This is a genomic window from Halomonas sp. AOP7-B1-5, assembly GCF_052353045.1.
Classification (GTDB): Bacteria; Pseudomonadota; Gammaproteobacteria; order Pseudomonadales; family Halomonadaceae; genus Vreelandella; species Vreelandella colorata.
Window position 1 is genome coordinate 43,044 of the sequence record NZ_JBQTDC010000018.1, and the last position, 22,108, is coordinate 65,151.

A 22,108-nucleotide genomic window follows, 5' to 3' on the forward strand; every position below is an offset into this window, starting at 1 on the left:
ACGATGAGCGACAAAAGCGGCATACAGTGATGATGCAGGAGCGCGGGTTAGCGGCGCGCCTGCATCATCGCGACGAAGCGATCAAACAGCGGTGCCACATCGCGCGGGCCGGGGCTTGCCTCAGGGTGGCCCTGGAAGCTGAACGCAGGCCGGTCGGTCCGCTCAATGCCCTGCAGCGTGCCGTCAAACAGCGAGCGATGCGTAGCACGCAGGTTAGCGGGCAAACTCGCTTCGTCAGCGGCAAAGCCGTGGTTCTGGCTGGTGATCATCACCGTGCCAGCATCCAGATCCTGCACCGGGTGGTTGGCGCCGTGGTGGCCATGGCTCATCTTGACGGTTTTGGCGCCCGAGGCAAGCGCCAGCAGCTGGTGACCCAGGCAGATACCAAACACCGGGGTATCGGTTTCAAGCACGTCCTGAATGGCCTTAATGGCGTAGTCGCAGGGCTCGGGGTCGCCTGGGCCGTTGGCCAGGAATACGCCGTCCGGGTTCATTGCCAGCACGTCAGCCGCGGGCGTTTGTGCAGGCACCACCGTCAGGCGGCAGCCGCGGGCGGCCAGCATGCGCAGAATATTAAACTTAACGCCGTAGTCGTAAGCCACCACGTGGTAAGGGCGCTCGCCTTTCGTGGTGTCAGCGTAGCCTTCGCCCAGCGTCCACTCCCCTTCTGTCCACTCGTAAGCTTCTTTACAGGAAACCTCTTTGGCCAAATCCATACCCTTAAGGCCCGGGAAGTCCTTGGCCGCCGCCAGCGCGCGCTCAACGGCGTCATCGCCTTCGGCATCGGCACCGGCTAGGATCGCGCCATTCTGCGCGCCTTTATCGCGCAAAATACGCGTCAGGCGGCGGGTATCGATATCCGCGATGCCAAGCACGTTCTGGCTTTCCAGGTAATCCGACAGGGTTTGTTCAGAGCGGAAACTGCTAGCCATCAGAGGAAGATCACGGATGATCAGTCCAGCGGCCGCAATCGATGCCGATTCGACATCTTCGGCATTAACGCCGGTATTGCCGATATGCGGGTACGTTAGCGTGACGATCTGGCGGGTATAAGAAAGATCAGTGAGGATCTCTTGATAGCCGGTCATGGCCGTATTGAACACCACCTCACCGCTTGTTAATCCATCCGCGCCGATGGCGATTCCATGAAACACGCTACCGTCTTCCAGGGCCAATATCGCGGGCTTGCTTAATGCGGGGTTATTCAAGTCAAGATCCTCCCATGCTGGTGGGAGCCTGTGGGCGCAGGCTCAGCAATTACTTCGTTATCCACGACCCGTACGCTTGAGCGTGATTAAAACTCGGGTCGTAAAAAAGCGGGACGAAGCCGATAAAAAAATCGGTTTCATCCCGCTTGTTGTTCTATACCCTTCAGAGCCGCTCATTTAACGCAAATAGCCGAGCGGTCGGGGCAGGCTGTGGGCTGGCCAACGCAACAAGCGCGCCGTCTGAGTTTTCTAAGCCACCCGGCCAAAATTTTTGAAATGTTACAGGATTTGGGGCCCGCCGACTACCCCTGGATTAGCTATTAATCACCATTAAAGCGTAAAAATGCTTGGAGCAGCCCGGGCATTCCGCCTTACTCCAGGCCTAATACATCCTGCATATCGTAGCGGCCGGCTGACTGGCCTGCGACCCAGCGCGCCGCACGAACGGCGCCTTTGGCAAACGTCATTCGGCTGGAGGCCTTGTGGGTAATTTCGATGCGCTCGCCTTCGGTTGCAAACATCACCGTATGCTCGCCGACGATATCGCCCGCGCGAACAGTGGCAAAGCCGATCTCTTTGTCGGTACGTGGCCCGCACTGACCTACCCGTTCAAACACGCCGTGCTCTTTCAAAGTGCGGCCAATGCTTTCAGCTACCACTTCGCCCATCTTAATCGCCGTACCGGAGGGCGCATCGACCTTGTGGCGGTGATGCGACTCGATGATTTCGATATCGTAGCCTTCATCGCCTAGCGCTTTCGCCGCGGTTTCCAGAAGCTTCAGCGTCAGGTTGACGCCCACGCTCATGTTGGGGGCAAACACCACCGCTACCTTGTCACGATAGCTATCCAGCTGTGCGAGCTCGTCATCACTCATCCCCGTGGTACCAATCACCATGCGCTTTCCATGCTCGGCACAAAATGCCAGATTCGCCAGCGTGACCTGCGGGGCAGTGAAATCGATCAGCACATCGAAGTCATCGACAATGGCGCTTAACGAATCCACGGCGTTAACGCCGCGTTTGCCAACGCCCGCCAGCTCGCCAATGTCCGCCCCTGCCAGGGAGCTGCCTGGTTCGACAATACCGCCTGCCAGAGTGGCGTCAGCCTCCTGTTCTACAGCGTTTACCAACGTACGGCCCATACGGCCAGCCACGCCTACAATGGCAACTCGGGTCATGCGAACTCCTGCGTTTTGCGATGTGTTACGTCGAATCGGGCAATGCCTTATCAAACATGCATTAACTGGGCGGTGATTATACCAGACGCCTCGCGCGAATCCGCGCTAACGCAAGCCGCAGGCTAGTTTTGCCACACGACAACCAGCTCTTCATCCTTCGCCATCCGTACAAGATGGCTTTCCACCACGCCTTCTAACTGATCGAGATGCTCTTCTTCCAGCGTTTCGATCGACACCGTCAGCTTGTCAGCTTCGGCGTGCAGCAGGCAGGTGCCCTTGTCAGGGAATACAATCTTGCCATCCTGCTGGCTGTGTTCAACCTCCAGCTTATGTGCCCAGTGCTTGCACAGCCGGTTGATAATACGCTCACCGGACGTAGTCTCAATTTCAGCACGCGATAACGGCATAACGAATTCTCCATTGGATAAGAAATAACAGGGCTAGCATAGGAGGAACGTTATTAGCTGCCCAATACTTAATGAAACGATAGCGCAACAAGGCGTTCATCACCTTCAAACACGATGATCAAGCAGTCGGCATCTCGACAGTTAAACTGGATTCCATGATAATGCCCAAACATGCGAATGCGAATTATATTCAAAAATTTTTATACCGCGTCGATGTGGTTAGCGCTGCCATCAGTTTGCGCGTGAGATACCCCAGCGGCCCCGTCTATCCATAAGTGATGAATACGCCCATGACCTTCCCTTTTTTAAAAACGCTGATTGGCACGGCAGCCGTTATAAGCTGCACGAATGCCGCGGCTGACAGCATCACAGTGACCGACATTACCGGTCGCCAGGTCACGCTTGATGGCCCCGCCGAGCGGGTTATTTTGGGTGAAGGGCGGCAAATTTATTTGCTTGGCCTGCTGGAGCCGGAAGCGCCTTTTTCGCACATCGTCGGTTGGCGTGAAGATTTTTCCCAGGCAGACCCCGATAACTACGCGCGCTATGCCGAACGTTTTCCCGAGATCGAAGAACTGCCCACGTTTGGCGGCTTTAAAGACGGTACCTTCGATGTCGAACAGGCCGCGTCGCTTACCCCTGACATCGTCTTTATGAACCTTGAAGCCAAGGTGGCCACCGAAGATGCCGCTTACGATGACAAGCTTGGCCAATTGGGCATTCCGATTGTGTATGTCGATTTTCGCGAAGACCCGATCGAACACACCATTCCTTCCATGCGCCTGATGGGCCAGATCATGGGTGATGAAGCAGCGGCGGAAGAGTTTATCGACTTCGCCGAGGCTCAGTTGGCCCGCGTTACCGATGTGATTGAAGAGGCCAACCCTGAGCGGCCCAGCGTGTTTATCGACCGCGCCGGCGGCTATTCCGATGAGTGCTGTATGAGCTTTGGGCCCGGCAACTTTGGCGAGTATGTAACGCTGGCGGGTGGTACCAACATTGCCGATGGGATTATTCCCGGCAGCTTTGGCACGCTAAACCCCGAGCAGATTATTGCCGCCAACCCTGAACACGTGGTGGTAACCGGCGGCAACTGGGACGCCTACGTACCCGGCGGTGACTGGGTGGGCATGGGGCCTGGCGCCGATATGCAGGCCGCCCATGACAAGCTTGAAGCGTTAACCGGGCGCACCGCGATGACGGGCATTCAGGCGGTAGAGTCGGGTAATTTCCATGCGATTTGGCACCAGTTCTACAACAGCCCCTACTATTTTGTGGCCATCCAGCAGTTAGCCAAGTGGTTACACCCTGAGCTATTTGAGGACCTGGACCCCGAAGCCACCATGGAAGAACTCCACGAGCGCTTCCTGCCTATCGACTACGAGCCTGGCTACTGGGTATCACTCAATGATGACTGAAACAACGACGGCAGCGCCTGTCTCTCAAGCGCGCGCCTTTTATCGTAGCCAGGTATTTCGTCGCCAGATGATTTTGGCAGCCCTGGTCGTCGCGCTGTTTTTCAGCCTATGCGTCGACCTGGCGCTGGGCCCTGCGCGTTACAGCTTAGGCGAAGTCATCGCCGCCCTGCTCACCCCTCAAAACGTCAGCCAACAGGCGCGAGTGATTCTCTGGGAAATCCGCATGCCGGTGGCGTTGATGGCATTGGTGGTCGGGGCGAGCCTTTCCGTTGCTGGGGCACAGATGCAGACGATTCTAAGCAATCCACTGGCGAGCCCGTTTACCCTGGGTATTTCCGCTGGCGCAAGCTTCGGCGCGGCGTTAGGGCTTGCCTTTGGCGTGGCTATCGTGCCCGCCGCCATCGAGTTCGTGGTGCCCCTCAACGCGTTCATCATGGCCATGTTCACGGCGTTTCTTATCCACGCTCTGAGCCTAAAGCGCGGCGTTACGGTAGAAACCATCGTACTGCTCGGCATCGCTATGGTGTTTATCTTCAACTCGCTGATGGCGCTGATTCAGTTTTTCGCAAGCCAGGAGGCCGTTTCGGCGGTGGTGTTCTGGACCATGGGCAGTCTGACCAAGGCCACCTGGCCCAAGTTCTGGATCGCACTCGGCATTCTCGCTGCGGTAATGCCGCTACTTGCCCGCCACGGCTGGGCACTGACCGCCATGCGCCTGGGCGATGCCAAAGCCGAAAGCATGGGCGTTAAGCCACGCGCGCTGCGCCTAGAAGTACTGGTGCTTGTATCACTGCTTGCCGCGGTTGCAGTGGCCTTTGTGGGCACTATCGGTTTTATCGGCCTGGTGGGGCCGCATATTGCACGTATTTTGCTGGGTGAAGATCAGCGTTTCTTCCTACCCGGCTCGGCGCTTTGCGGCGCGCTGATTCTCTCGGTTGGCTCGGTGATTTCCAAAATCATCATTCCGGGCACAATTATTCCCATCGGCATCATTACCTCGCTGGTGGGCATTCCCTTCTTCCTGTTTCTGGTGCTCAACCACAAGAAGGCTTCATGGTAACCCTACAGTTAACCCGTGTGTCGGCCCGCTACGGACGCCGCGCTATTCTGGAAGACATCACCACGCCCAGCTTTCAGGGCGGGCAGGTGGTAGCGCTTCTCGGCCCCAATGCGGCAGGCAAGTCAACGCTTTTCCGGCGTATCCTGGGCCTGATCAAAGGTGACGGTAATGTGGCCATCAACGGCACCAGCGCCGAGCGTCCGGTGGCCTATATGCCTCAGGACACCGGCGCCAAAGCGGTACTCACGGTGTATGAATCGGTGCTGCTTGCGCGCATGCAGGGGCGCAGCCTGAAAGTACAGCCAGAGGATCTGGCACAGGTTGACCGTGCGCTTGAAGAGCTTAATATCACCTCGCTTGGTGAGCGTGACATTGGCGACTTGAGCGGCGGGCAGCGCCAGCTGGTGAGCGCCGCCCAGGCGTTGGTACAAGAGCCCGAAATTCTGATGCTCGATGAACCCACGTCCGCGCTCGACTTGAACCGCCAGATCAATCTGCTGACGGTTTTACGCCGCCTGGCGGATGAACGCCAGATGCTGATTCTGGTAGCACTGCACGACTTAGGCCATGCGCTACGCTTTACCGATGCTTCCATGGTACTGGAAAACGGCCGCCTGATTGCCTGCGGCCCCACCGCAGAAGTGATTACTCCTGAGCTTCTGCGCCAGGTGTATAAAGTGGCGGCACGCATCGAGCCATGCTCGAAGGGCCGCCCTCAGCTTATCGTCGAAGAAGCGGTTTAACGCTTCATCCCTGCAAGGCGCTTGCGGCTAGCGTCATTCGCCCGCCAGCGCTTCTCGCATATCCGCCACATCTCCTGGGGAAACGGCCGCCGCGGCGTTTCCCCAGCTGTTGCGCACAAACGTCAGCACGCTGGCGATTTCCTCATCATTCAGATTCCAGGCAAACGACGGCATGGCAGGCGCCGTGGGCTTGGCATCGGTAGCAACCGGGCGGCTGCCGGCCAATACAACCCGTATCAATGAACTCGTGTTATCACCATTGACCACCGGATTGCTCGCCAACTGCGGGAAGATGCCGTACTCGCCGCCACCATCAGACGTATGACAGCCCGAGCAGCGATCAAAGTAGATATGGCTACCTGCCCGGACCTGGGCGTTATCTTCGGATAGCGGCTCGGGTGGCTCGCGATCCCAGTCGTCTGACTCAAGGCCTGCTCCACTCAACAGATAGCGCGCCACTGCATACAGGTCGTCGTCGGTCCAGTGTTGGGATGAATGGTGCACCTCGTCGGCCATCGGCCCCGAGGCGAAGTCAAAACGATTACCACCGGTTTGCAGATATTCAACCAGCTCATCTTCGCTCCAACCACCAATCCCGACATGCGCATTCGGGGTGATGTTGGGAGCGTACCAGCCTTCAATGGTGGCGCCGGCAAACTTGTCACCGCCTTCGCCGCCCATGAAATTACGCGGAGTGTGGCAGGTTCCGCAATGCCCCAGGCTCTCAACTAGATAGGCGCCGCGATTGATCTCGTCCGACTGCTCAGGGTCGGGCTCAAAGGTCTTCTCATCGAAGTTAAGCCAGTTCCAGCCCATCATCACCTGCCGAATACTGAACGGGAAAGGCAGTTGGTTGGCCTCCACATCATTCTCGACAGGCGTGACCGTCTGCAGATAAGACCATAAGTCATGAATATCCTTCTCGGGCATTAGCGTATAAGACGGATACGGCATGGCCGGGTAAAGATGGTAGCCGCCCTTGCCGATACCCTCGGTCATGGCCGCCTTGAAGTCTTCATAGCGCCAGTGACCAAGCCCCGTATCAGGGTCGGGCGTGATATTAGGCGCCAAAAGCGTGCCGAAAGGGGTTTCAAGCGCAACGCCACCGGAAAATGGCTGGCTGTCATCGGCGGTATGGCAGGCCGCACAGTCACCTAGCACGCTGATATAGCGCCCGCGCTCAATATCCTGATACTCCGTGCTGGCGGCCCATACCGAAAGTGGCAAAAGCGCCACGCCTGCAAGCGATAATCCCATAAGCGTTTTCATGTGCTGATCATCTCCCCGGGATTACGCAGGTAGTGGTTGATGATGCCATCGGCAGCTTTAAAGGCCAGCGCGCCTACCGTGCCGGTCGGGTTGTAGCCCGGGTTCTGCGGAAAGGCGGAGGCGCCCACCACAAACAGATTGGGCACGTCCCACACCTGCAGGTACTTGTTGACCGAACTGGTACCCGGATCGGCGCCCATAACGAAGCCGCCAACCACATGCGAGGACTGATAGGGACGGCCATCCCAGGGTCCGACACGCGGGCTGGCTACGATCTCACGCGGATTCATGCGCCGGGCGATTTCGGCGGTCTTCTCGGTGACGTACTGCGCCATTCTGAGATCGTTGTCGGTGAAATCGAAGGTGATTCGCAGAAGCGGCCTGCCCAGCCGATCCCGGTACGTTGGGTCCAGCGATAGGTAGTTGTTAGGCGACGAATAGTTGCTCGCCTCGCAGCCGATCGACATCGTACTGGCGTAGTTATCGACCGTGGCACGCTTCCAGTTGGAGCCCCAGCGTGGCGTGCCCGGCGGCGTAGGGCGTGCCTGGATCGGTGTCGCGCCGATCGGTGTTACCCGGGTGCTGCCGCCGCCGAAAAAGCCAAGGCCCGAATGGTCGAAGTTATCGTTGTTAAACTCATCAATGCCCATGCCCACAGCGCCAGCGCCTATAAACGGGTTGAAATTCTTGTCATCGAAGAAGAGCTGCACGCTGTTGGCGGTCTGGTAGGCGTAGTTGCGCCCTGTGGTGCCTCGGCGGGTTGTCGGATCGTAGGCTTCACCAATGTTGGAGGTGAGCATCAGACGCACGTTTTCGAAGGTAAACGCAGCGATGACCACGATTTCGGCAGGCTGCTCCCACTGGCGACCGGCGGAGTCGACATAGACGATACCCGTGGCGCGGCGGCCGTCGGAGTCGGTAGTGACCCGCAGCACTTCGCAGTGGGTACGCGCTTCGAAGTTGTTCTTGCGAATCAGCGTCGGCAATACCGTGGTGATGGCGCTGGCCTTGGAGTAGTTGGCACAACCATAGTTGGTACAGAAGCCACAGAAGGTACACGGCCCCATGGTGATGCCGAGCGGATTGGTGTAGGTCTCCGAAACCAGCGACGACGGCACCGGAAACGGCTGATAGCCCATTTCGCGTGCCGTTTCAGCGAATAGCGTCGGTGAGTAGGGCTGCCTGAGCGGCGGGGTTGGGTAGTCGCTTGAGCGCACGCCTTCAAACGGATTGCCGCCGGCCTGCTTGCCACTGACCAGATTACCCGCTCGTCCGGACGTACCTGCTATCTTCTCGAAGGCATCGTAAAACGGTTCCATCTCGCTCCAGTCGGTTCCCCAGTCTTGCAGGGAAAGTTCGTCGGGAATGGAGTTCGCCCCATAGCGCTCTTCCAGATGGCTGCGTAGTCGAAACTCTTCGGGCTGAAAACGAAACGTGATCCCCGCCCAGTGATTGCCCGCGCCGCCAGTGCCGTTGCCGGGATGAAACGAGCCCCACTTGCGCATCGGCAGCGCCGTCTGCGTCGGGTTGTTACGCAGGGTGATAGTGTTCTGTGCAGTGCGCAGCATCAATTCCTGGCGCTGCGAGTAACGTAGCTCATCGGTGACCGAGGCAATATTGAAATCCTTGGCCGTATCACGCCACGGGCCGCGCTCGACGCCCACAACGCTAAGCCCTGCATCGACAAGTTCGTTGGCGATAATCGCGCCGGCCCAGCCGAGCCCGACCACCACTGCATCAGTGGGAGGTAGTTTGGTTGCCATATCAATGTATCCCTACGCTTGCCAGTCAGGACGGCCGCCGATGCTTACCGGCTCAAATCCCAGATCTTCATTGTGTCGTTCAACGTAATCGCGGTAGTCGTAGCGGGCACCGGGAAAGCCCAACATCTTCCAGGACACCATGTCACGATTACCACCGTAAAGCGGGTCGGCAAAGAATCCTTCCATGGTGTTCTGCAGCACGATCTCGAAAAATACCAGCGAGTCGATATCGTCGAGCTGAATTTCCTCTTCCTCCAGCTGAGCCAATATCTGATCGCGCGCCTCACCGCTTAGCTCAGCGAAGGTGGCGCCATGTTCGTTACGGCAGTGGTCGTTGAGTGCACCCAGCCCCAGGCGATAGCGCTGCTTGGGGGTCAAGGCAGACTGGTCGCCCTGTTCCGGCGTGCCGTCCTGAAAAGGGCCGTGCATGTAGAGCCGCTCATAGCCGCCGTAGGCGCCGGCCAGTTGGCGGTCGATAAACACCGCACAACCGGCATCCTTACCGCTCATGCTTAAATCATCGGCTGGAATCAAACGCTCGACGATGGCCTCGACCGTTACGGCTTCCTCATCGGTGAAAAATTGCCAACCGGCGTCAGTATCGACCGGCGGCACGGCGTTATTGGCCAGGGGTTTCCACTCGGGCGTTCCTTTAACAGTCAGCGCCTGAACCGGGCTGGAAGCGCCGATTAAAAGCGCTGCCGAAGATCCCAGGAGTTCTCTTCGAGTCAGACCGCTAGGCTTAGCGGTATCGTTTTTATTGCTCATCACGGTTCCCTTGAATTGTCTTGACCCGCCTGCGGGAGCAGTTGAATGAGCGCGGGCCATTCCAGTCAGCGTACACATTCCGCTAAACCATATAACGTGCTAACTATTATTTAAAACATAGGAGACGTGACAATTCATCGCAACATTAAAGCGGCATTTGGCGGGAGAAAGAGATACGCAAGACACCTTCAAGCGGCGTGGAAACAACGCCGCTTTAGCTTATTTTCGAAAAAGCCGCTTAAAACGTCGGCCTTCCAGGGCAGCAAGCGCCACCCCGCTCAACATTAGCGGCAGCGCCAACAGAAAACTGCTCGATACCGGAATACCGAACAGCACCCAGTCAGCCGCTACCGGCCAAATTAGCGCGACGTACTCAAACGGTGCGAGCCGCGACGCTTCGGCGTAGCGTAACGCCAGGGTCATCGCAATATGCGCCGCCCCGCCAAACAGCCCCGAGAGCACCAAAAGCCCAAACGCCTTCGGGTCAAGTGCCGCCCACCCCAAGGGCAGCGTGGCCAGCCCCGCAAGTGCAGACACCAGAATAAAGTAAAAGGCGATAGACGCAGCGGTCTCGGTGCGCGAAATTCGCCTGACGGTGAGCAGCGCCCCCGCCGTTAGCAGCGCACTTAGCGCACCCAACGCATAGCCGGTCATCTGGCCACTTTCAGCGCTGGCATTAAGGCCAGGCAATACCAGCACCGCCATACCGGCAAGCGCCAGTACAATGGCGCCTGCTCGGAAGAACGAGAACTTCTCGCCCAATAGCAGCACTCCACCTACCGCCATAAACACCGGCGTTAGCTGAGCCAGCAGCGTTGCCTCTGCAACGGGCAGCAGGGCTACCGCTGCAAATGAAGCGAACATCGCTGCCGCTCCCAGCCCCGAGCGCAGCGCATGGCCCAGCGGGCGCCGTGTGCCCAGCCCGCCTGGAAACTCCCGACGAATCACCAGGAAAATCACAATGGGTAACAACGCAAACAGTGAGCGGAAGAACACCGACTGCCCCACCGGCACTTCATCACTCACCGCTTTAATGCACACCAGCATGCCGGTAAACAGCAGCCCGGAAAGGATTCTGAGCCAGATACCCAAGGCAGGTCTTTCTTGCAAGCTATCCATTACGCTTTATGTTCCTTAAACGTCAAAAACCCCCGGCCTGAGCCGAGGGTCTACGGAACCTAACGCTTACCACTACGTCAGGATCAAGGCTTCATCTCTTCAAAAAATTTCTTCACGCTATCGAAGAAGCCGGTTTTCTTGGGTGAGTGGCTGTGGCTATTGCTGCCTTCCAGGCTTTCCTGGAATTTGCGCAGCAGGTCGCGCTGCTCATCGCCGAGGTTGACCGGGGTTTCGATGACGACTTTACAGAGCAAGTCACCCGGGGCGCCGCCGCGAACCGGTTTCACACCTTTACCGCGCAGGCGGAAGAGCTTGCCGGTTTGGGTTTCGGGCGGAATTTTGAGCTTCACACGGCCATCGAGCGTAGGCACTTCAAGCTCGCCACCGAGGGCAGCATCCACAAAGTTGATCGGCACGTCGCAGTGCAGATTCTTACCATCGCGCTGGAAGATATGGTGCGCTTTGATAGAGACCTGAACGTACAGATCGCCCGCTGGGCCACCGTTGACGCCGCTTTCACCTTCGCCGTTCAGACGAATACGATCACCGGTATCGACACCCGGCGGAATCTTCACGGATAGCGTACGCGTTTCACGCACCCGACCTTCGCCGTTACATTTGTGGCACGGCACTTTGATGTGCTGGCCGCTGCCGTGACAGGTCGGGCAGGTTTGCTGTACCGCGAAGAAGCCCTGCTGCATGCGTACCTGGCCGTGGCCGTGGCACGTGGGGCAGGTTTCCTTGGTTGAACCAGGCTCGGCGCCTTCGCCATCACACCGGTCGCACTCAATATGGCGCGGCACACGGATATCGACCGTGGTACCGGCCACCGCGCTTTCCAGATCAAGCTCCAGGTTATAGCGCAGATCCGAGCCACGGGCGGGTGCATTAGGGCCACGACGACGGCCGCCGCCACCCCCGAAGATATCGCCAAACACATCGCCGAAGATGTCGCTAAAGTCGCCAGCGCCACCCCCACCAAAACCACCGCCGCCGAAGCCGCCGCCCTGGCCATCCACACCCGCATGACCAAATTGATCATAGGCCGCGCGCTTCTCGCCGTCGCTTAAGACTTCGTAAGCTTCCGACACTTCACGGAATTTTTCCGCGGAAGTGTTATCGTCTGGGTTTCGATCAGGGTGAAATTTCTGCGCCAGGCGGCGGTAGGCCTTTTTGATCTCTTTCTGATCAGCCCCTTTATCGACACCCAGGACTTCGTAATAATCGCGTTTGGACATGGGTCCTACGCCTCCTGGTTAGCTATGCACTTAACGGCACATTTACATTGACTACGTGCGCGTCTAACTATGTGCGTCTTAGCCGCGGAAACAGCAACGCGGGAGGTATCCCCCCGCGTTATCTTCTTCCTTGGCAGAAAGAGAATCTTACTGTTTTTTGTCGTCGTTGACTTCTTCGTACTCGGCGTCAACCACGTCGTCTTCCGGCTTGGCGTTGGCGTTATCAGCGCCTTCCCCGCCTTCCTGCTGAGCGGCTTCAGCCTGCTCTGCGTACATCTTCTGCGCCAGCTGACCAGACGCTTCGGTCAGCGCATCCAGTTTCTGCTGAATGTTGTCCGTGTCGTCAGTTTTGACGGCTTCTTCCAGCTCGCTGATCGCAGTCTCGATGGCCTGTTTCTCATCATCCGTCGCTTTGTCGCCCGCTTCCTGCACGGTTTTGCGCGTCGCGTGGATCATGCCGTCAGCCTGGTTACGCAACTGTACCAGCGCTTCGAATTTTTTATCTTCGTCAGCGTGGGCTTCAGCGTCGCGTACCATTTGATCGATCTCTTCATCAGACAGACCGCTGGACGCTTTAATGACAATCGACTGCTCTTTACCGGTCGCCTTGTCTTTAGCTGAAACGTTCAGAATACCGTTGGCATCCAGGTCAAACGCCACTTCGATCTGCGGAACACCGCGCGGTGCCGGGGGCAGATCGCTCAGGTCAAAACGACCCAGCGATTTGTTCTGCGCCACTTGCTTACGCTCACCTTGGGCGACGTGAATGGTCACGGCCGTCTGGTTGTCATCCGCGGTAGAGAAGGTTTGGGTCTTCTTCGTCGGGATGGTGGTGTTCTTCTCGATCAGCGGCGTCATCACGCCACCCAGGGTTTCGATACCCAGGGTCAGCGGGGTAACGTCAAGCAGCAGTACGTCTTTTACGTCGCCGCCCAGTACGCCACCTTGAATCGCTGCGCCTACGGCAACCGCTTCGTCAGGGTTAACGTCTTTACGCGCTTCTTTACCGAAGAAGTCAGCCGCTTTCTTCTGCACCATCGGCATACGTGTCTGGCCACCGACCAGAATCACTTCGTCGATTTCAGAGGCAGATAAGCCAGCATCTTTCAGAGCCATTTTGCAAGGCTCGAGCGAGCGCTGAACCAGCTCTTCTACCAGCGACTCAAGCTTGGCACGGGTCACCTTGACGTTAAGGTGTTTCGGGCCAGTGTTGTCGGCAGTAATGTAGGGCAGGTTAACGTCGGTCTGCTGGGCGCTGGAAAGCTCGATCTTGGCTTTCTCGGCCGCTTCTTTCAGACGCTGCATGGCCAGATTGTCGCCAGACAGGTCGATACCGCTGTCAGACTTGAACTGGTCAACCAGGTAGTTGATCAGCGCCAAGTCGAAATCTTCACCGCCCAGGAAGGTGTCGCCGTTGGTGGCGAGTACTTCAAACTGAGTTTCGCCTTCAACGTCGGCGATTTCGATGATGGAGATATCGAACGTACCGCCGCCTAGGTCATAAACCGCGATGGTTTTGTCGCCGCGTGACTTGTCCATACCGTAGGCAAGCGCTGCTGCGGTCGGCTCGTTGATAATACGCTTGACGTCCAGACCCGCAATGCGGCCAGCATCTTTGGTCGCCTGGCGCTGGCTGTCATTGAAGTAAGCCGGTACGGTGATAACCGCTTCCGTTACCGCTTCACCGAGATAGTCTTCGGCGGTTTTCTTCATTTTCTTCAGCACTTCCGCGCTTACCTGCGGCGGTGCCATTTTTTTGCCTTTGACTTCTACCCACGCATCACCGTTGTCGGCTTCAGCGATCTTGTAAGGCACCATCTTGATATCTTTTTGAACGACGTCGTCTTTGAAGCGACGGCCGATCAGACGTTTGATGGCGTAAAGCGTATTCTCTGGGTTGGTAACCGCCTGACGCTTAGCGGCCTGGCCTACCAGGGTTTCGCCATCATCGGTGTAAGCGATAATGGAAGGCGTGGTGCGGCCGCCTTCAGCATTTTCGATAACTTTAGCACTGTCACCATCAAGTACTGCCACACAAGAGTTGGTAGTACCTAGGTCAATACCAATAATGCGTCCCATAGCAAAAACCTCGAATTCAGTTGTCTCAATACTTAAAACGTTTGCGGGAATTCCCGCAGGGTTGGCCTTTATCTGGGGGCCGCCAGTAACTTTTCAAGGGCTTTTTTTGCGCTTTTAGCCACTCAAGGCTTAATTTGCCTTCTGGCTGACCACCACCATCGCCGGGCGAACCAAACGGCCGTTGAGCAGATAACCTTTCTGCATCACATCCATTACGGTGTTCGGCTCAAGCTCGGGATTGGGTACCATGGCCATAGCCTCGTGCACCTGGGGGTCGAAGGGCTCGCCCTGAGGCTCAATGCTTTCAACGCCAAAGCGGTTAAGCACGTCGAGCTGCATTTTCAGCGTCATGGAAACACCTTCGCGGTGTACATCAGAGGCGCCGTCCTGCATGGACTCAAGAGCCTTTTCCAGACTATCCACCACGGGCAGCAGGTCCTTGACGAACTTTTCCAGGGCGAATTTGCGCGCTTTATCCGCTTCCTGCTCGGCACGACGGCGAACATTCTGCGCTTCGGCAGCCGCGCGTAGCGCCTGATCCTTGGCTTCAGAAAGGCTCTGTTCAAGCTCTTCCACCTGAGCGGCCAGGACTTCGGCTTCGGGGTTGCTCAGGCTACCTTCAAGCGGCGCTTCATCATTGATCAGCCCCTCAAGTTCGCCGTCGATCAGGCGTTCTTCAACGTTTTGATCCGTCATTTCGGCCTCTTGCTCTTGACGGGCCAGCTCGTCATCTAACGGAGTTTGCGGTTCTTTTGCCATGCCATGCTCCTAAAAAATGCGGCGGGGCCTTACTACAGGGCCCTGCGATGCCGATAGAAAAGCTTTCACTAAAGCGCTTATAAAAAGTTTTAAATGCGTCTGCACGCTATATGGGGGCCATAAAAGCCATCTCAAGAGGGGGCATTGAAGTGAGTTATCGACTACTGTATAAAACAACAACCATTGGATAAGTATCCAGCTTCTGCGTCGCACCGCCTCAGGGGGCCTCATGCTTACTCAGCTAGCGATTCAAGATTACGCCATTGTCGACCGCCTTGAGCTTGATCTGACCCACGGCATGACTGCCATCACTGGGGAAACAGGTGCCGGCAAATCCATCCTGCTAGGGGCCCTTGGCCTGTGCCTTGGCGAACGCGCCGATGCGGGCAGTGTGCGCCACGGGCGTGAGCGCACCGATCTTTCTGCGCGCTTTGATATTCAGCGCCTGCCCGCGGCTGTCGAATGGCTGGCCGCTCGCGAACTGCCCACAGACGAGTGTCTTCTGCGCCGTGTGGTGACGGCAAGCGGTCGCTCAAAAGCATGGATTAACGGCCAGCCTGCAACGATCACCGACCTGAAATCCCTCGGCGAGCAGTTGATTCAGATACATGGTCAGCACGCTCATCAGGCGTTGATGCGCGAAGAAGTGCACCTGGCCCTGCTGGACGACTACGCTGGTTTGCATGAAGCGCGCAGCAAGCTATCAGAGACCTACCGCGAATGGCGCACCGCCCGGCGGCGGCTTAAAAAACTCAGTGAAGAAGGTAGCGAGGTAGAGGCCAAACGCCAACTGCTGCGCTACCAGCTAGAAGAGCTGGACCAACTAAGCCTCGGCGAAAGCGAACTGCAGACGCTGGAAGAGGAGCAGCAAACGCTTGCCCACGCCGAAGAAACCCTGCGTGAAACGCAGCTTGCTGCCGACTGTTGCGCAAGCGACGACGGCGGCGCGCTGTCACTTCTCAATCAGGCCTATGCCCACTTGAGCGCCCTACCGGGTAGCGATAAAGGCATGCTGGCCAATACGCTTGCCATGCTGGGCGATGCGCGTATTCAAGTGGAAGAAGCCGCCAGCGAGCTGCACCGCTTTGCCAGCACCACTGAGCTTGACCCTGAGCGTTTAGCCTGGGTGGACGAGCGTCTGGCCGATATCCATCGCGTAGCGCGTAAGCATCACGTGGCGCCAGAAGAAGTCTGCACGTTGCATACAGAACTTCAGCAGGAAGTGGCTCAGCTAGAAGCCAGCGATGATGACCTCGAGGCGTTGGGCAACCAGGTGGCCGAGTGCCGTGAACGCTACCGCAGCGACGCGAAGAAGATCAGCGAGGCCCGCCAAAAGGCAGCCCTGCGCCTAGGTAAGGAAGTACAGCAACAGTTGGCTTTCTTGGCGATGGGTAAGGCACGCTTTGAGGTGGCGGTTTCCGCTCGTGAAACGCCGACACCTGAAGGCCTGGATAGCGTGCAGTTTTTAATTAGCGCCAACCCAGGCCAGCCTGCACGCCCGTTAGCCAAGGTTGCCTCTGGGGGTGAGCTTTCGCGCATTAGCTTGGCGATTCAAGTGGTAGCAGCCTCACACTCGACCATTCCAAGCCTGGTATTTGATGAAGTGGATGTGGGCATTTCAGGTGCCACGGCGGAAATCGTCGGTCAGTTGCTGCGCAAGCTGGGCGAAAATGGTCAGGTAATGACCGTCACACACTTACCCCAAGTGGCGGCCCAAGCGCATCAACATTTGCATATAGAAAAGCATGCTAAACGCGATACCACCCTTACCCACATGGCGTTACTCGACGAGCGTGGCCGCATCAGCGAGCTTGCCCGTATGCTGGGCGGGGTGAAGCTTTCCGACCAAACGCTGGCGCACGCTCGCGAAATGCTGCATGCCAGCCAACGCCCCCCGCATTAATCGCACCTGCCTCATCGATAATTATTAGCCACGCAAAACACCCCCATTCCGCTTCCTGTCTAAACAGGGGCAGCATGGGGGTTTTAGGCTGTGGCTAAAAAATAGCTGGCTGGGATTAGCCGTCTATTTTTTGTTGATCGACACGTTGACCTGGCGCGTTACGTCCGACCCACGAGGGCGCACATAAAGTACCAAGGCGTGATCGACCAGCTCATAGCCGTGCTCTTCGGCGATCTCTTGCTGACGTCGTTCGATGATGTCATCGAGAAACTCGATGATTTCACCACTTTCTAGACACACCATATGGTCGTGATGGTCTTCTTGCGTCATCTCAAATACTGCATGGCCGCCGTCAAAATTATGACGAATTACTAAGCCTGCTGATTCAAATTGCGTCAGCACGCGGTAAACGGTTGCCAAGCCAACATCCTCGCCCGCATCAATCAGTGTTTTATACACTTCTTCTGCGCTAAGGTGGTGTTGACCCGAAGCATTTTCGAGAATCTGAAGGATCTTGACGCGCGGCAGGGTCACTTTCAGCCCGGCTTTGCGCAGTTCATGGTTCTGATCGGCCATGGTTGCTCTTCGCAGTAACAGGTTAGGTCGGGTATGATCGACCGAAACCACGATAGTGAAGAACAGGCTCAAATGCAAAAATTGACTCGCATCATCACACTTTCCGTTGCCCTTACCGTCGTAAGTGGCTGTAGTTACGTTGGTGTTTACAAACGTGACATTCCGCAAGGCAACCTGGTGACTAAAGAAATGGTTAGCCAGCTTCAGCCGGGCATGACGCAGGAGCAGGTCACCTACGTTATGGGCCGCCCTTTGTTGGAAGCCCCGTTTGATTCAAACCAGTGGGATTACGTCTATCGATTGGACGAAGCGTACGGTGGTGTTGAACAACGCCGCGTTACGCTGACGTTTGACCCGTCGGGCCGCTTATCCAATGTACAGCAGCAGGGCGATTTCTCGGGCGATATCCCGGTCAGCACAGACACGGGGCTTGGGCCTGCTCTAGAAGGCGCTGACCCGCTAGACGCGCTTCCCCAGGAGAGGATTCGGACGCAAACGCCTGAAACGGCACCTGCGCCTCAGCCCATCCTGCGTTCCGAGTAAACAATTACTGGCCGCTCGCTTGACGCTTTGCGCGCTCCAAACGGGCGGCCTTTGGGTCGATTTGCAGCGGGCGGTACACTTCAACGCGATCCCCGGCACGCAGCGTTTGCGTATCGGGGTTGCGCAGCGCCTTGCCAAAAATTCCCAGCGGCGCCTTAGTGAACGTATCTTCAGGCAGCTCGGGAAAGAGCTGTGGCAAGTTAGCCAGTGCCACGGCTTGGCGCGCAGTCGTGCCTTGAGGCACCTGTAAGGCCACTAGGCGCTGTTTGGCAGGCAATGCAAAGGCTATCTCTACCGGCAGGCTGTTATCGCCCATACAGCTCGTCAGCGCGCTTGGTGAAGGCATCTACTAATTGGCCAGCAATTTGCTGGAACAGACGCCCAAAAGCCATGCTTAATAGACGGCTGGCAAATTCAAACTCCATTTCCAGGCTGACTTTGCAGGCATTCTCCCCCATCGGGGTAAACAGCCAGCGCCCTTTTAAGCGTTTAAACGGCCCTTTCACCAGCGACATTTCAATTTGTTCTGGTGTAAACAGGTCATTACGCGTTGTGATGGTTTGCTCCACCCCCGCGCGACCCAGAGTCATTTCCCCGATTAAATGGGTTTCGTCACGCTCAAGTAAGCGTGCCCGACTGCAGCCCGGCAAAAACTCGGGGTAGTGTTCGAAATCGTTGACCAGATCGAACATTTGCTGGGGGGTGTGCCGCACCAGGGCGGAACGATTGACGGTTGGCATTGACCTCTCCGCTGACTTCACAGTGCCCAAAGCGTATCATGGGAAACATTTATTCAGACCTTGAATGGTATCACGCCTCCCCATATAACGAAGGGGGTGCCACCGACAGATTATAGATGAGGTTTCATGGCCACTAAGAAAGGTAACAGCAAGGGCCCCGGCAGCAGCGTTATTGCCCAGAATAAGAAGGCAAGATTCGAATACCATATCGATGAGACCTTTGAAGCGGGTTTGGCACTCGCCGGCTGGGAAGTCAAAAGCCTGCGTGCGGGTAAAGCTCAGCTTACCGACACCTACATTCTGGTGCGTAACGGCGAGGCCTTCCTGCTTGGCAGCCACATCATGCCGCTTAATACAGCAAGCACTCATGAAATTGCCGACCCTACCCGCACACGCAAACTACTGCTGCATCGTAAAGAAATCGCCAAAATCTTTTCGATTACCCAAGACAAGGGCCACACCTGCGTGCCGCTTAAGCTCTACTGGAAGCGCAATAAGGTGAAGTGTGAATTGGCGCTGGTGACCGGTAAGCAGCTGCATGACAAGCGGGCGACAGAAAAAGATCGTGACTGGAGCCGTCAAAAAGGACGAATTATGCGGGAACATAACAAGGCTTAACTGGTCAATCAGGTGTGAGCACGTTAGAATGGTCATCTGAAAGAAGGGGGCGACATGGTTTCGACGCCGGTGACAACCCTTGCGGTGCATGCCGAGAGCGTGATGTATCTCGTAAATCCCACATCACGAAAAAATAGTCGCAAATGACGAAAACTACGCTCAAGGCGCGCTAGCAGCTTAAACTGTTAGCTTCTTGTCTGGCCCCAAGGTGATGTGCCTATTCATCATTGAGGGGATACGAGCTAAAGCTGATAGGACCGCGTTTGGTGGTGTCTTCTCGCCAAGCGTTAAACTTTAGAAGGCTCGCGTTGCTGAATCCTGATCGTCGGAGTCAGTGGCGTTAAAACAAATGACGAAATCTAAGCATGTAGAGCCAATAGGCGCGTGCTGGCGGACGCGGGTTCAATTCCCGCCGCCTCCACCAGACACCCCTACAAATCAAGCACCTAGCGGTGCTTTTTTTGTATCTGGAATATACAAAAACTCCCAATAAATATTTAACACGTGTTAGACGTAGCTGCCCAATCACCTCGTATCGACATTAGCCCCTGACCACAAGGTTACGTGTAGCCAAGGGCAACGCAGATATAAAACAGTCGCTGCTACTTACAACAGTATCAACGATAGTCCGTAAACCAGGAGCATTGCAGTAACACCCTGAACGAGCGTCGCCATCGTCTGTGCCCGGTAGGCTAACCCTACGCTCATACGGCTAAAGCGCGAGACGACCCAGAAGAAACTATCATTGGCATGCGAGACCGTCATGGCGCCTCCCCCGATGGCCATCACCGTGAGTGTACGGCCGATATCGCTCCCCAAGCCTAGCGAGTCGAGCATTGGGGCTACTAATGCAGATGTCGTCACGAGCGCAACGGTTGAAGAGCCCTGGGCTGTTTTCAGCCCGGCCGCGACGATAAACGGCATCAAAATACCGATACCCAGCGTTGATAGCGTACTGCCCAAGTAATCGCCCAGCGGCGAAGCGCTGAGCACGGCACCAAAGGCACCACCGGCACCGGTAATCAGCAAAATCGGCGCCGCTGCCAGGATACCTTCGCTAATACGCTCGCTGAACTCCGCGACCTTGTCATCGCTTTTTAACAGCGCGCAGGAAAGCAGTAGACCAATCAGCAAAGCCGTTAACGGTTGGCCAAGCAGGCTGAGTACTTCCATTGCCGTACCTTCGCCAACCGGTGCTGCCGGTAGGCGGGCAATCGTTCCGATACAAATGAGTAAAATAGGCACGGCGATAGGGGCAAACGCTGCCATAGGCTTGGGCAAGCGGCCATAACTGGCTTTAAGCGTTTCCCAGTCTTGCCACTGCTCATCTGGCTTCTGAGACATGTCGTGCAGGTCGGGAGCCGTATGCGCAAAGCGCTTCGCCCAAAACATACCCGCAATGGCGGCGACCGCAGCAATGGGAATACCCGCAGCAATGACTAATCCAAGGTTAGACTCAAGTCCCAAGTTGCCTGCCGCTGCAATAGGACCCGGCGTTGGAGGCACAAAGGTGTGCGTGGCATAAAGGCCGGTAGCCAGCGCTACGCTCATCGTAATCGACGAGGTATGCAGCTTTTTAGCCAGCGACTCCTTGAGCGAATTGAGAATGATAAATCCGGAATCGCAAAAGACCGGGATCGAGACAATATAGCCAATTATCGACATCGTAAGCGTAGGAAAGCGGTCCCCTAGCCGGGCAATAATGAAATCGGCCATGGTAATAGCCGCCCCGCTTTTCTCCAGAATCACTCCGATGATAGTTCCCAACACGATTACGAGGCCTATATAGCCCAGAATTCCGCCAAATCCTGAGGTGATCGTACTGACGACCGTATCTATGGGTAACCGATACGCAAAGGCAGCGATAAAGGCCGCGCCCAGCAGCGCCAGGAAGGGATGTATTTTCCACTTGCTGGTGGCAAGTACAATGAGCCCCACCACTATGAGTAATATTAAAACCAGCCCCATGATATTCCCCTAAGCAGTTGTTTATTCAACGTGACGCATATCCCTGCTTACCTAAGCAAGCCAGCACAATGTACCCGAAGCGGCGCGAGGGCGTACACAATAAGGAGAGGAGTAGGCTGTCGCAGAGAACGATATACCTCAACAACCGCTATTTACCCCCCCTCAGCCGAGGTGCTTTTCCGTATCGAACAACCGCCTTGGCACTTACTTACCTTACACAGCTAAGGTCGCCCTCTTCGCAGCTGGCATGCTCTTGCAGGCTTTGCGTACGTGCTTTGGTGAGCGCTTCAAGGCAGCTATTACGTACTATGGGCTGGGCGCTTCCCCCTTCGACCGCGCTACTCTCGAACGCACATTCGGCGTCACGAAAATCAATCCACTTGCGCTGGGCCACTCTGAGCTTTTCAAGCGATAAAGCATTACTATCAAGCCTTCCAATCAATGTCTGATAAGCCTCATTAAGCGCATCATCGGCCGCTTGATACGTTTTCGCTGAACACTGCGTCATTTCCGCTTGGGTTTCAGGGCTAACACACTCTTCATTAGCGCTTACCAAGCCGCTGAGGATCAAAATCCCCATGCCTGCCCATCGTGAAAGTAGTCGCATCGTCGTACCTATTCTGGTGGATAAAGCCAACGTGGTAACAAGAACGCTATCTGCCTTACAGGTTAGCCTCTTTTCATGCGCCCATAACGGCAAAACGCCAGCATTTCTGCTGGCGCCCGTCGACTAGTTATAAAAAAGGTGGCT

The 22,108-nt window shown here is 56.4% G+C and carries 22 protein-coding genes and 1 other RNA gene; 8 read left to right on the top strand and 15 right to left on the bottom strand.

Annotated features, from left to right (window positions below):
• Nucleotides 1-47 precede the first annotated feature (47 nt).
• From carA to ACT3XD_RS10650, 3 genes are all read right to left on the bottom strand, one after another.
• Entirely contained in the window at nt 48-1,208 is a 1,161-nt protein-coding gene (carA, locus tag ACT3XD_RS10640; protein ID WP_192537969.1) for a glutamine-hydrolyzing carbamoyl-phosphate synthase small subunit, read from the bottom strand.
• Between the two features lie 371 nt (nt 1,209-1,579).
• Nucleotides 1,580-2,386, bottom strand: coding sequence for a 4-hydroxy-tetrahydrodipicolinate reductase (dapB, locus tag ACT3XD_RS10645; protein ID WP_192537970.1), 807 nt, complete (start codon nt 2,384-2,386; stop codon nt 1,580-1,582).
• Between the two features lie 122 nt (nt 2,387-2,508).
• Complete coding sequence (locus ACT3XD_RS10650) at nt 2,509-2,793, bottom strand: DUF2218 domain-containing protein (RefSeq protein ID WP_192537971.1); 285 nt, start codon at nt 2,791-2,793, stop codon at nt 2,509-2,511.
• Between the two features lie 290 nt (nt 2,794-3,083).
• Between ACT3XD_RS10650 and ACT3XD_RS10655 the strand changes: the two genes are divergently transcribed.
• From ACT3XD_RS10655 to ACT3XD_RS10665, 3 genes are read left to right on the top strand one after another with little or no spacing between them, the layout of a single operon-like run.
• Nucleotides 3,084-4,211 (top strand): ABC transporter substrate-binding protein, encoded by a 1,128-nt coding sequence (locus tag ACT3XD_RS10655; protein WP_192537972.1) that lies wholly within the window; start codon nt 3,084-3,086, stop codon nt 4,209-4,211.
• Nucleotides 4,204-5,271, top strand: a complete 1,068-nt coding sequence (locus ACT3XD_RS10660) for a FecCD family ABC transporter permease (RefSeq protein ID WP_018917572.1) — start codon at nt 4,204-4,206, stop codon at nt 5,269-5,271. Before ACT3XD_RS10655 ends, ACT3XD_RS10660 begins: the two co-directional genes overlap by 8 nt.
• Nucleotides 5,265-6,014, top strand: a complete 750-nt coding sequence (locus ACT3XD_RS10665) for an ABC transporter ATP-binding protein (protein WP_192537973.1) — start codon at nt 5,265-5,267, stop codon at nt 6,012-6,014. The genes ACT3XD_RS10660 and ACT3XD_RS10665 overlap by 7 nt, the downstream gene beginning before the upstream one ends.
• A gap of 33 nt (nt 6,015-6,047) precedes the next feature.
• Here the strand turns inward: ACT3XD_RS10665 and ACT3XD_RS10670 are convergent, their stop codons facing one another.
• The 7 genes from ACT3XD_RS10670 to grpE all read right to left on the bottom strand — a co-directional run bounded on the left by ACT3XD_RS10670 (nt 6,048) and on the right by grpE (nt 15,009).
• On the bottom strand, nt 6,048-7,283 hold the full coding sequence (locus ACT3XD_RS10670) for a c-type cytochrome (protein WP_192537974.1): 1,236 nt from the start codon (nt 7,281-7,283) through the stop codon (nt 6,048-6,050).
• Nucleotides 7,280-9,046: a GMC family oxidoreductase gene (locus ACT3XD_RS10675; RefSeq protein WP_192537975.1), complete on the bottom strand. Its 1,767-nt coding sequence runs from the start codon at nt 9,044-9,046 to the stop codon at nt 7,280-7,282. The genes ACT3XD_RS10670 and ACT3XD_RS10675 overlap by 4 nt, the downstream gene beginning before the upstream one ends.
• Nucleotides 9,047-9,058: 12 nt before the next feature.
• Nucleotides 9,059-9,814 (bottom strand): gluconate 2-dehydrogenase subunit 3 family protein, encoded by a 756-nt coding sequence (locus ACT3XD_RS10680; RefSeq protein ID WP_192537976.1) that lies wholly within the window; start codon nt 9,812-9,814, stop codon nt 9,059-9,061.
• Between the two features lie 219 nt (nt 9,815-10,033).
• Nucleotides 10,034-10,933, bottom strand: a complete 900-nt coding sequence (locus ACT3XD_RS10685) for a DMT family transporter (protein ID WP_192537977.1) — start codon at nt 10,931-10,933, stop codon at nt 10,034-10,036.
• Nucleotides 10,934-11,016: 83 nt separating this feature from the next.
• Nucleotides 11,017-12,171 carry a molecular chaperone DnaJ gene (gene dnaJ, locus ACT3XD_RS10690; protein WP_018917578.1) on the bottom strand — a complete coding sequence of 385 codons (1,155 nt, stop codon included), beginning with the start codon at nt 12,169-12,171 and terminating at the stop codon, nt 11,017-11,019.
• 147 nt (nt 12,172-12,318) lie between these two features.
• The gene (gene dnaK / locus ACT3XD_RS10695) at nt 12,319-14,250 is read right to left on the bottom strand and encodes a molecular chaperone DnaK (RefSeq protein ID WP_192537978.1); all 1,932 of its coding nucleotides are present in this window, start codon (nt 14,248-14,250) and stop codon (nt 12,319-12,321) included.
• Between the two features lie 129 nt (nt 14,251-14,379).
• Entirely contained in the window at nt 14,380-15,009 is a 630-nt protein-coding gene (grpE, locus tag ACT3XD_RS10700) for a nucleotide exchange factor GrpE (RefSeq protein ID WP_192537979.1), read from the bottom strand.
• Nucleotides 15,010-15,238: 229 nt separating this feature from the next.
• Here grpE and recN point away from each other — a divergent pair, with 229 nt between their 5' ends.
• Entirely contained in the window at nt 15,239-16,912 is a 1,674-nt protein-coding gene (gene recN, locus ACT3XD_RS10705; RefSeq protein ID WP_192537980.1) for a DNA repair protein RecN, read from the top strand.
• 123 nt (nt 16,913-17,035) lie between these two features.
• Here recN and fur read toward each other — a convergent pair whose 3' ends face one another.
• Nucleotides 17,036-17,488, bottom strand: coding sequence for a ferric iron uptake transcriptional regulator (gene fur, locus ACT3XD_RS10710; protein ID WP_018917582.1), 453 nt, complete (start codon nt 17,486-17,488; stop codon nt 17,036-17,038).
• A gap of 72 nt (nt 17,489-17,560) precedes the next feature.
• On the opposite strand from fur, the gene ACT3XD_RS10715 reads away from it, so the two are divergent.
• Nucleotides 17,561-18,031 (top strand): outer membrane protein assembly factor BamE, encoded by a 471-nt coding sequence (locus tag ACT3XD_RS10715; protein ID WP_192537994.1) that lies wholly within the window; start codon nt 17,561-17,563, stop codon nt 18,029-18,031.
• A 4-nt stretch (nt 18,032-18,035) separates the two neighbouring features.
• On the opposite strand, the gene ACT3XD_RS10720 is transcribed toward ACT3XD_RS10715, so the two are convergent.
• Together ACT3XD_RS10720 and ACT3XD_RS10725 are read right to left on the bottom strand one after the other, a co-directional pair.
• Complete coding sequence (locus ACT3XD_RS10720; RefSeq protein WP_192537981.1) at nt 18,036-18,347, bottom strand: RnfH family protein; 312 nt, start codon at nt 18,345-18,347, stop codon at nt 18,036-18,038.
• Nucleotides 18,337-18,771: a type II toxin-antitoxin system RatA family toxin gene (locus tag ACT3XD_RS10725; protein WP_192537982.1), complete on the bottom strand. Its 435-nt coding sequence runs from the start codon at nt 18,769-18,771 to the stop codon at nt 18,337-18,339. Before ACT3XD_RS10725 ends, ACT3XD_RS10720 begins: the two co-directional genes overlap by 11 nt.
• 126 nt (nt 18,772-18,897) lie before the next feature.
• On the opposite strand from ACT3XD_RS10725, the gene smpB reads away from it, so the two are divergent.
• Together smpB and ssrA are read left to right on the top strand one after the other, a co-directional pair.
• Entirely contained in the window at nt 18,898-19,389 is a 492-nt protein-coding gene (gene smpB / locus ACT3XD_RS10730) for an SsrA-binding protein SmpB (RefSeq protein ID WP_087108742.1), read from the top strand.
• Between the two features lie 45 nt (nt 19,390-19,434).
• Nucleotides 19,435-19,813: a transfer-messenger RNA gene (ssrA, locus tag ACT3XD_RS10735) on the top strand.
• A gap of 182 nt (nt 19,814-19,995) precedes the next feature.
• Here ssrA and ACT3XD_RS10740 read toward each other — a convergent pair.
• Together ACT3XD_RS10740 and ACT3XD_RS10745 are read right to left on the bottom strand one after the other, a co-directional pair.
• A complete protein-coding gene (locus tag ACT3XD_RS10740; protein ID WP_192537983.1) occupies nt 19,996-21,357 on the bottom strand; it encodes a GntP family permease in 1,362 nt (453 codons plus the stop codon).
• Between the two features lie 208 nt (nt 21,358-21,565).
• Nucleotides 21,566-21,937, bottom strand: a complete 372-nt coding sequence (locus tag ACT3XD_RS10745) for a lysozyme inhibitor LprI family protein (protein ID WP_225736138.1) — start codon at nt 21,935-21,937, stop codon at nt 21,566-21,568.
• Here ACT3XD_RS10745 and ACT3XD_RS10750 point away from each other — a divergent pair.
• Nucleotides 21,936-22,091, top strand: a complete 156-nt coding sequence (locus tag ACT3XD_RS10750; RefSeq protein ID WP_192537997.1) for a hypothetical protein — start codon at nt 21,936-21,938, stop codon at nt 22,089-22,091. The two genes, ACT3XD_RS10745 and ACT3XD_RS10750, sit on opposite strands and share 2 nt — an antisense overlap.
• The last annotated feature ends 17 nt before the right edge of the window (nt 22,092-22,108 follow it).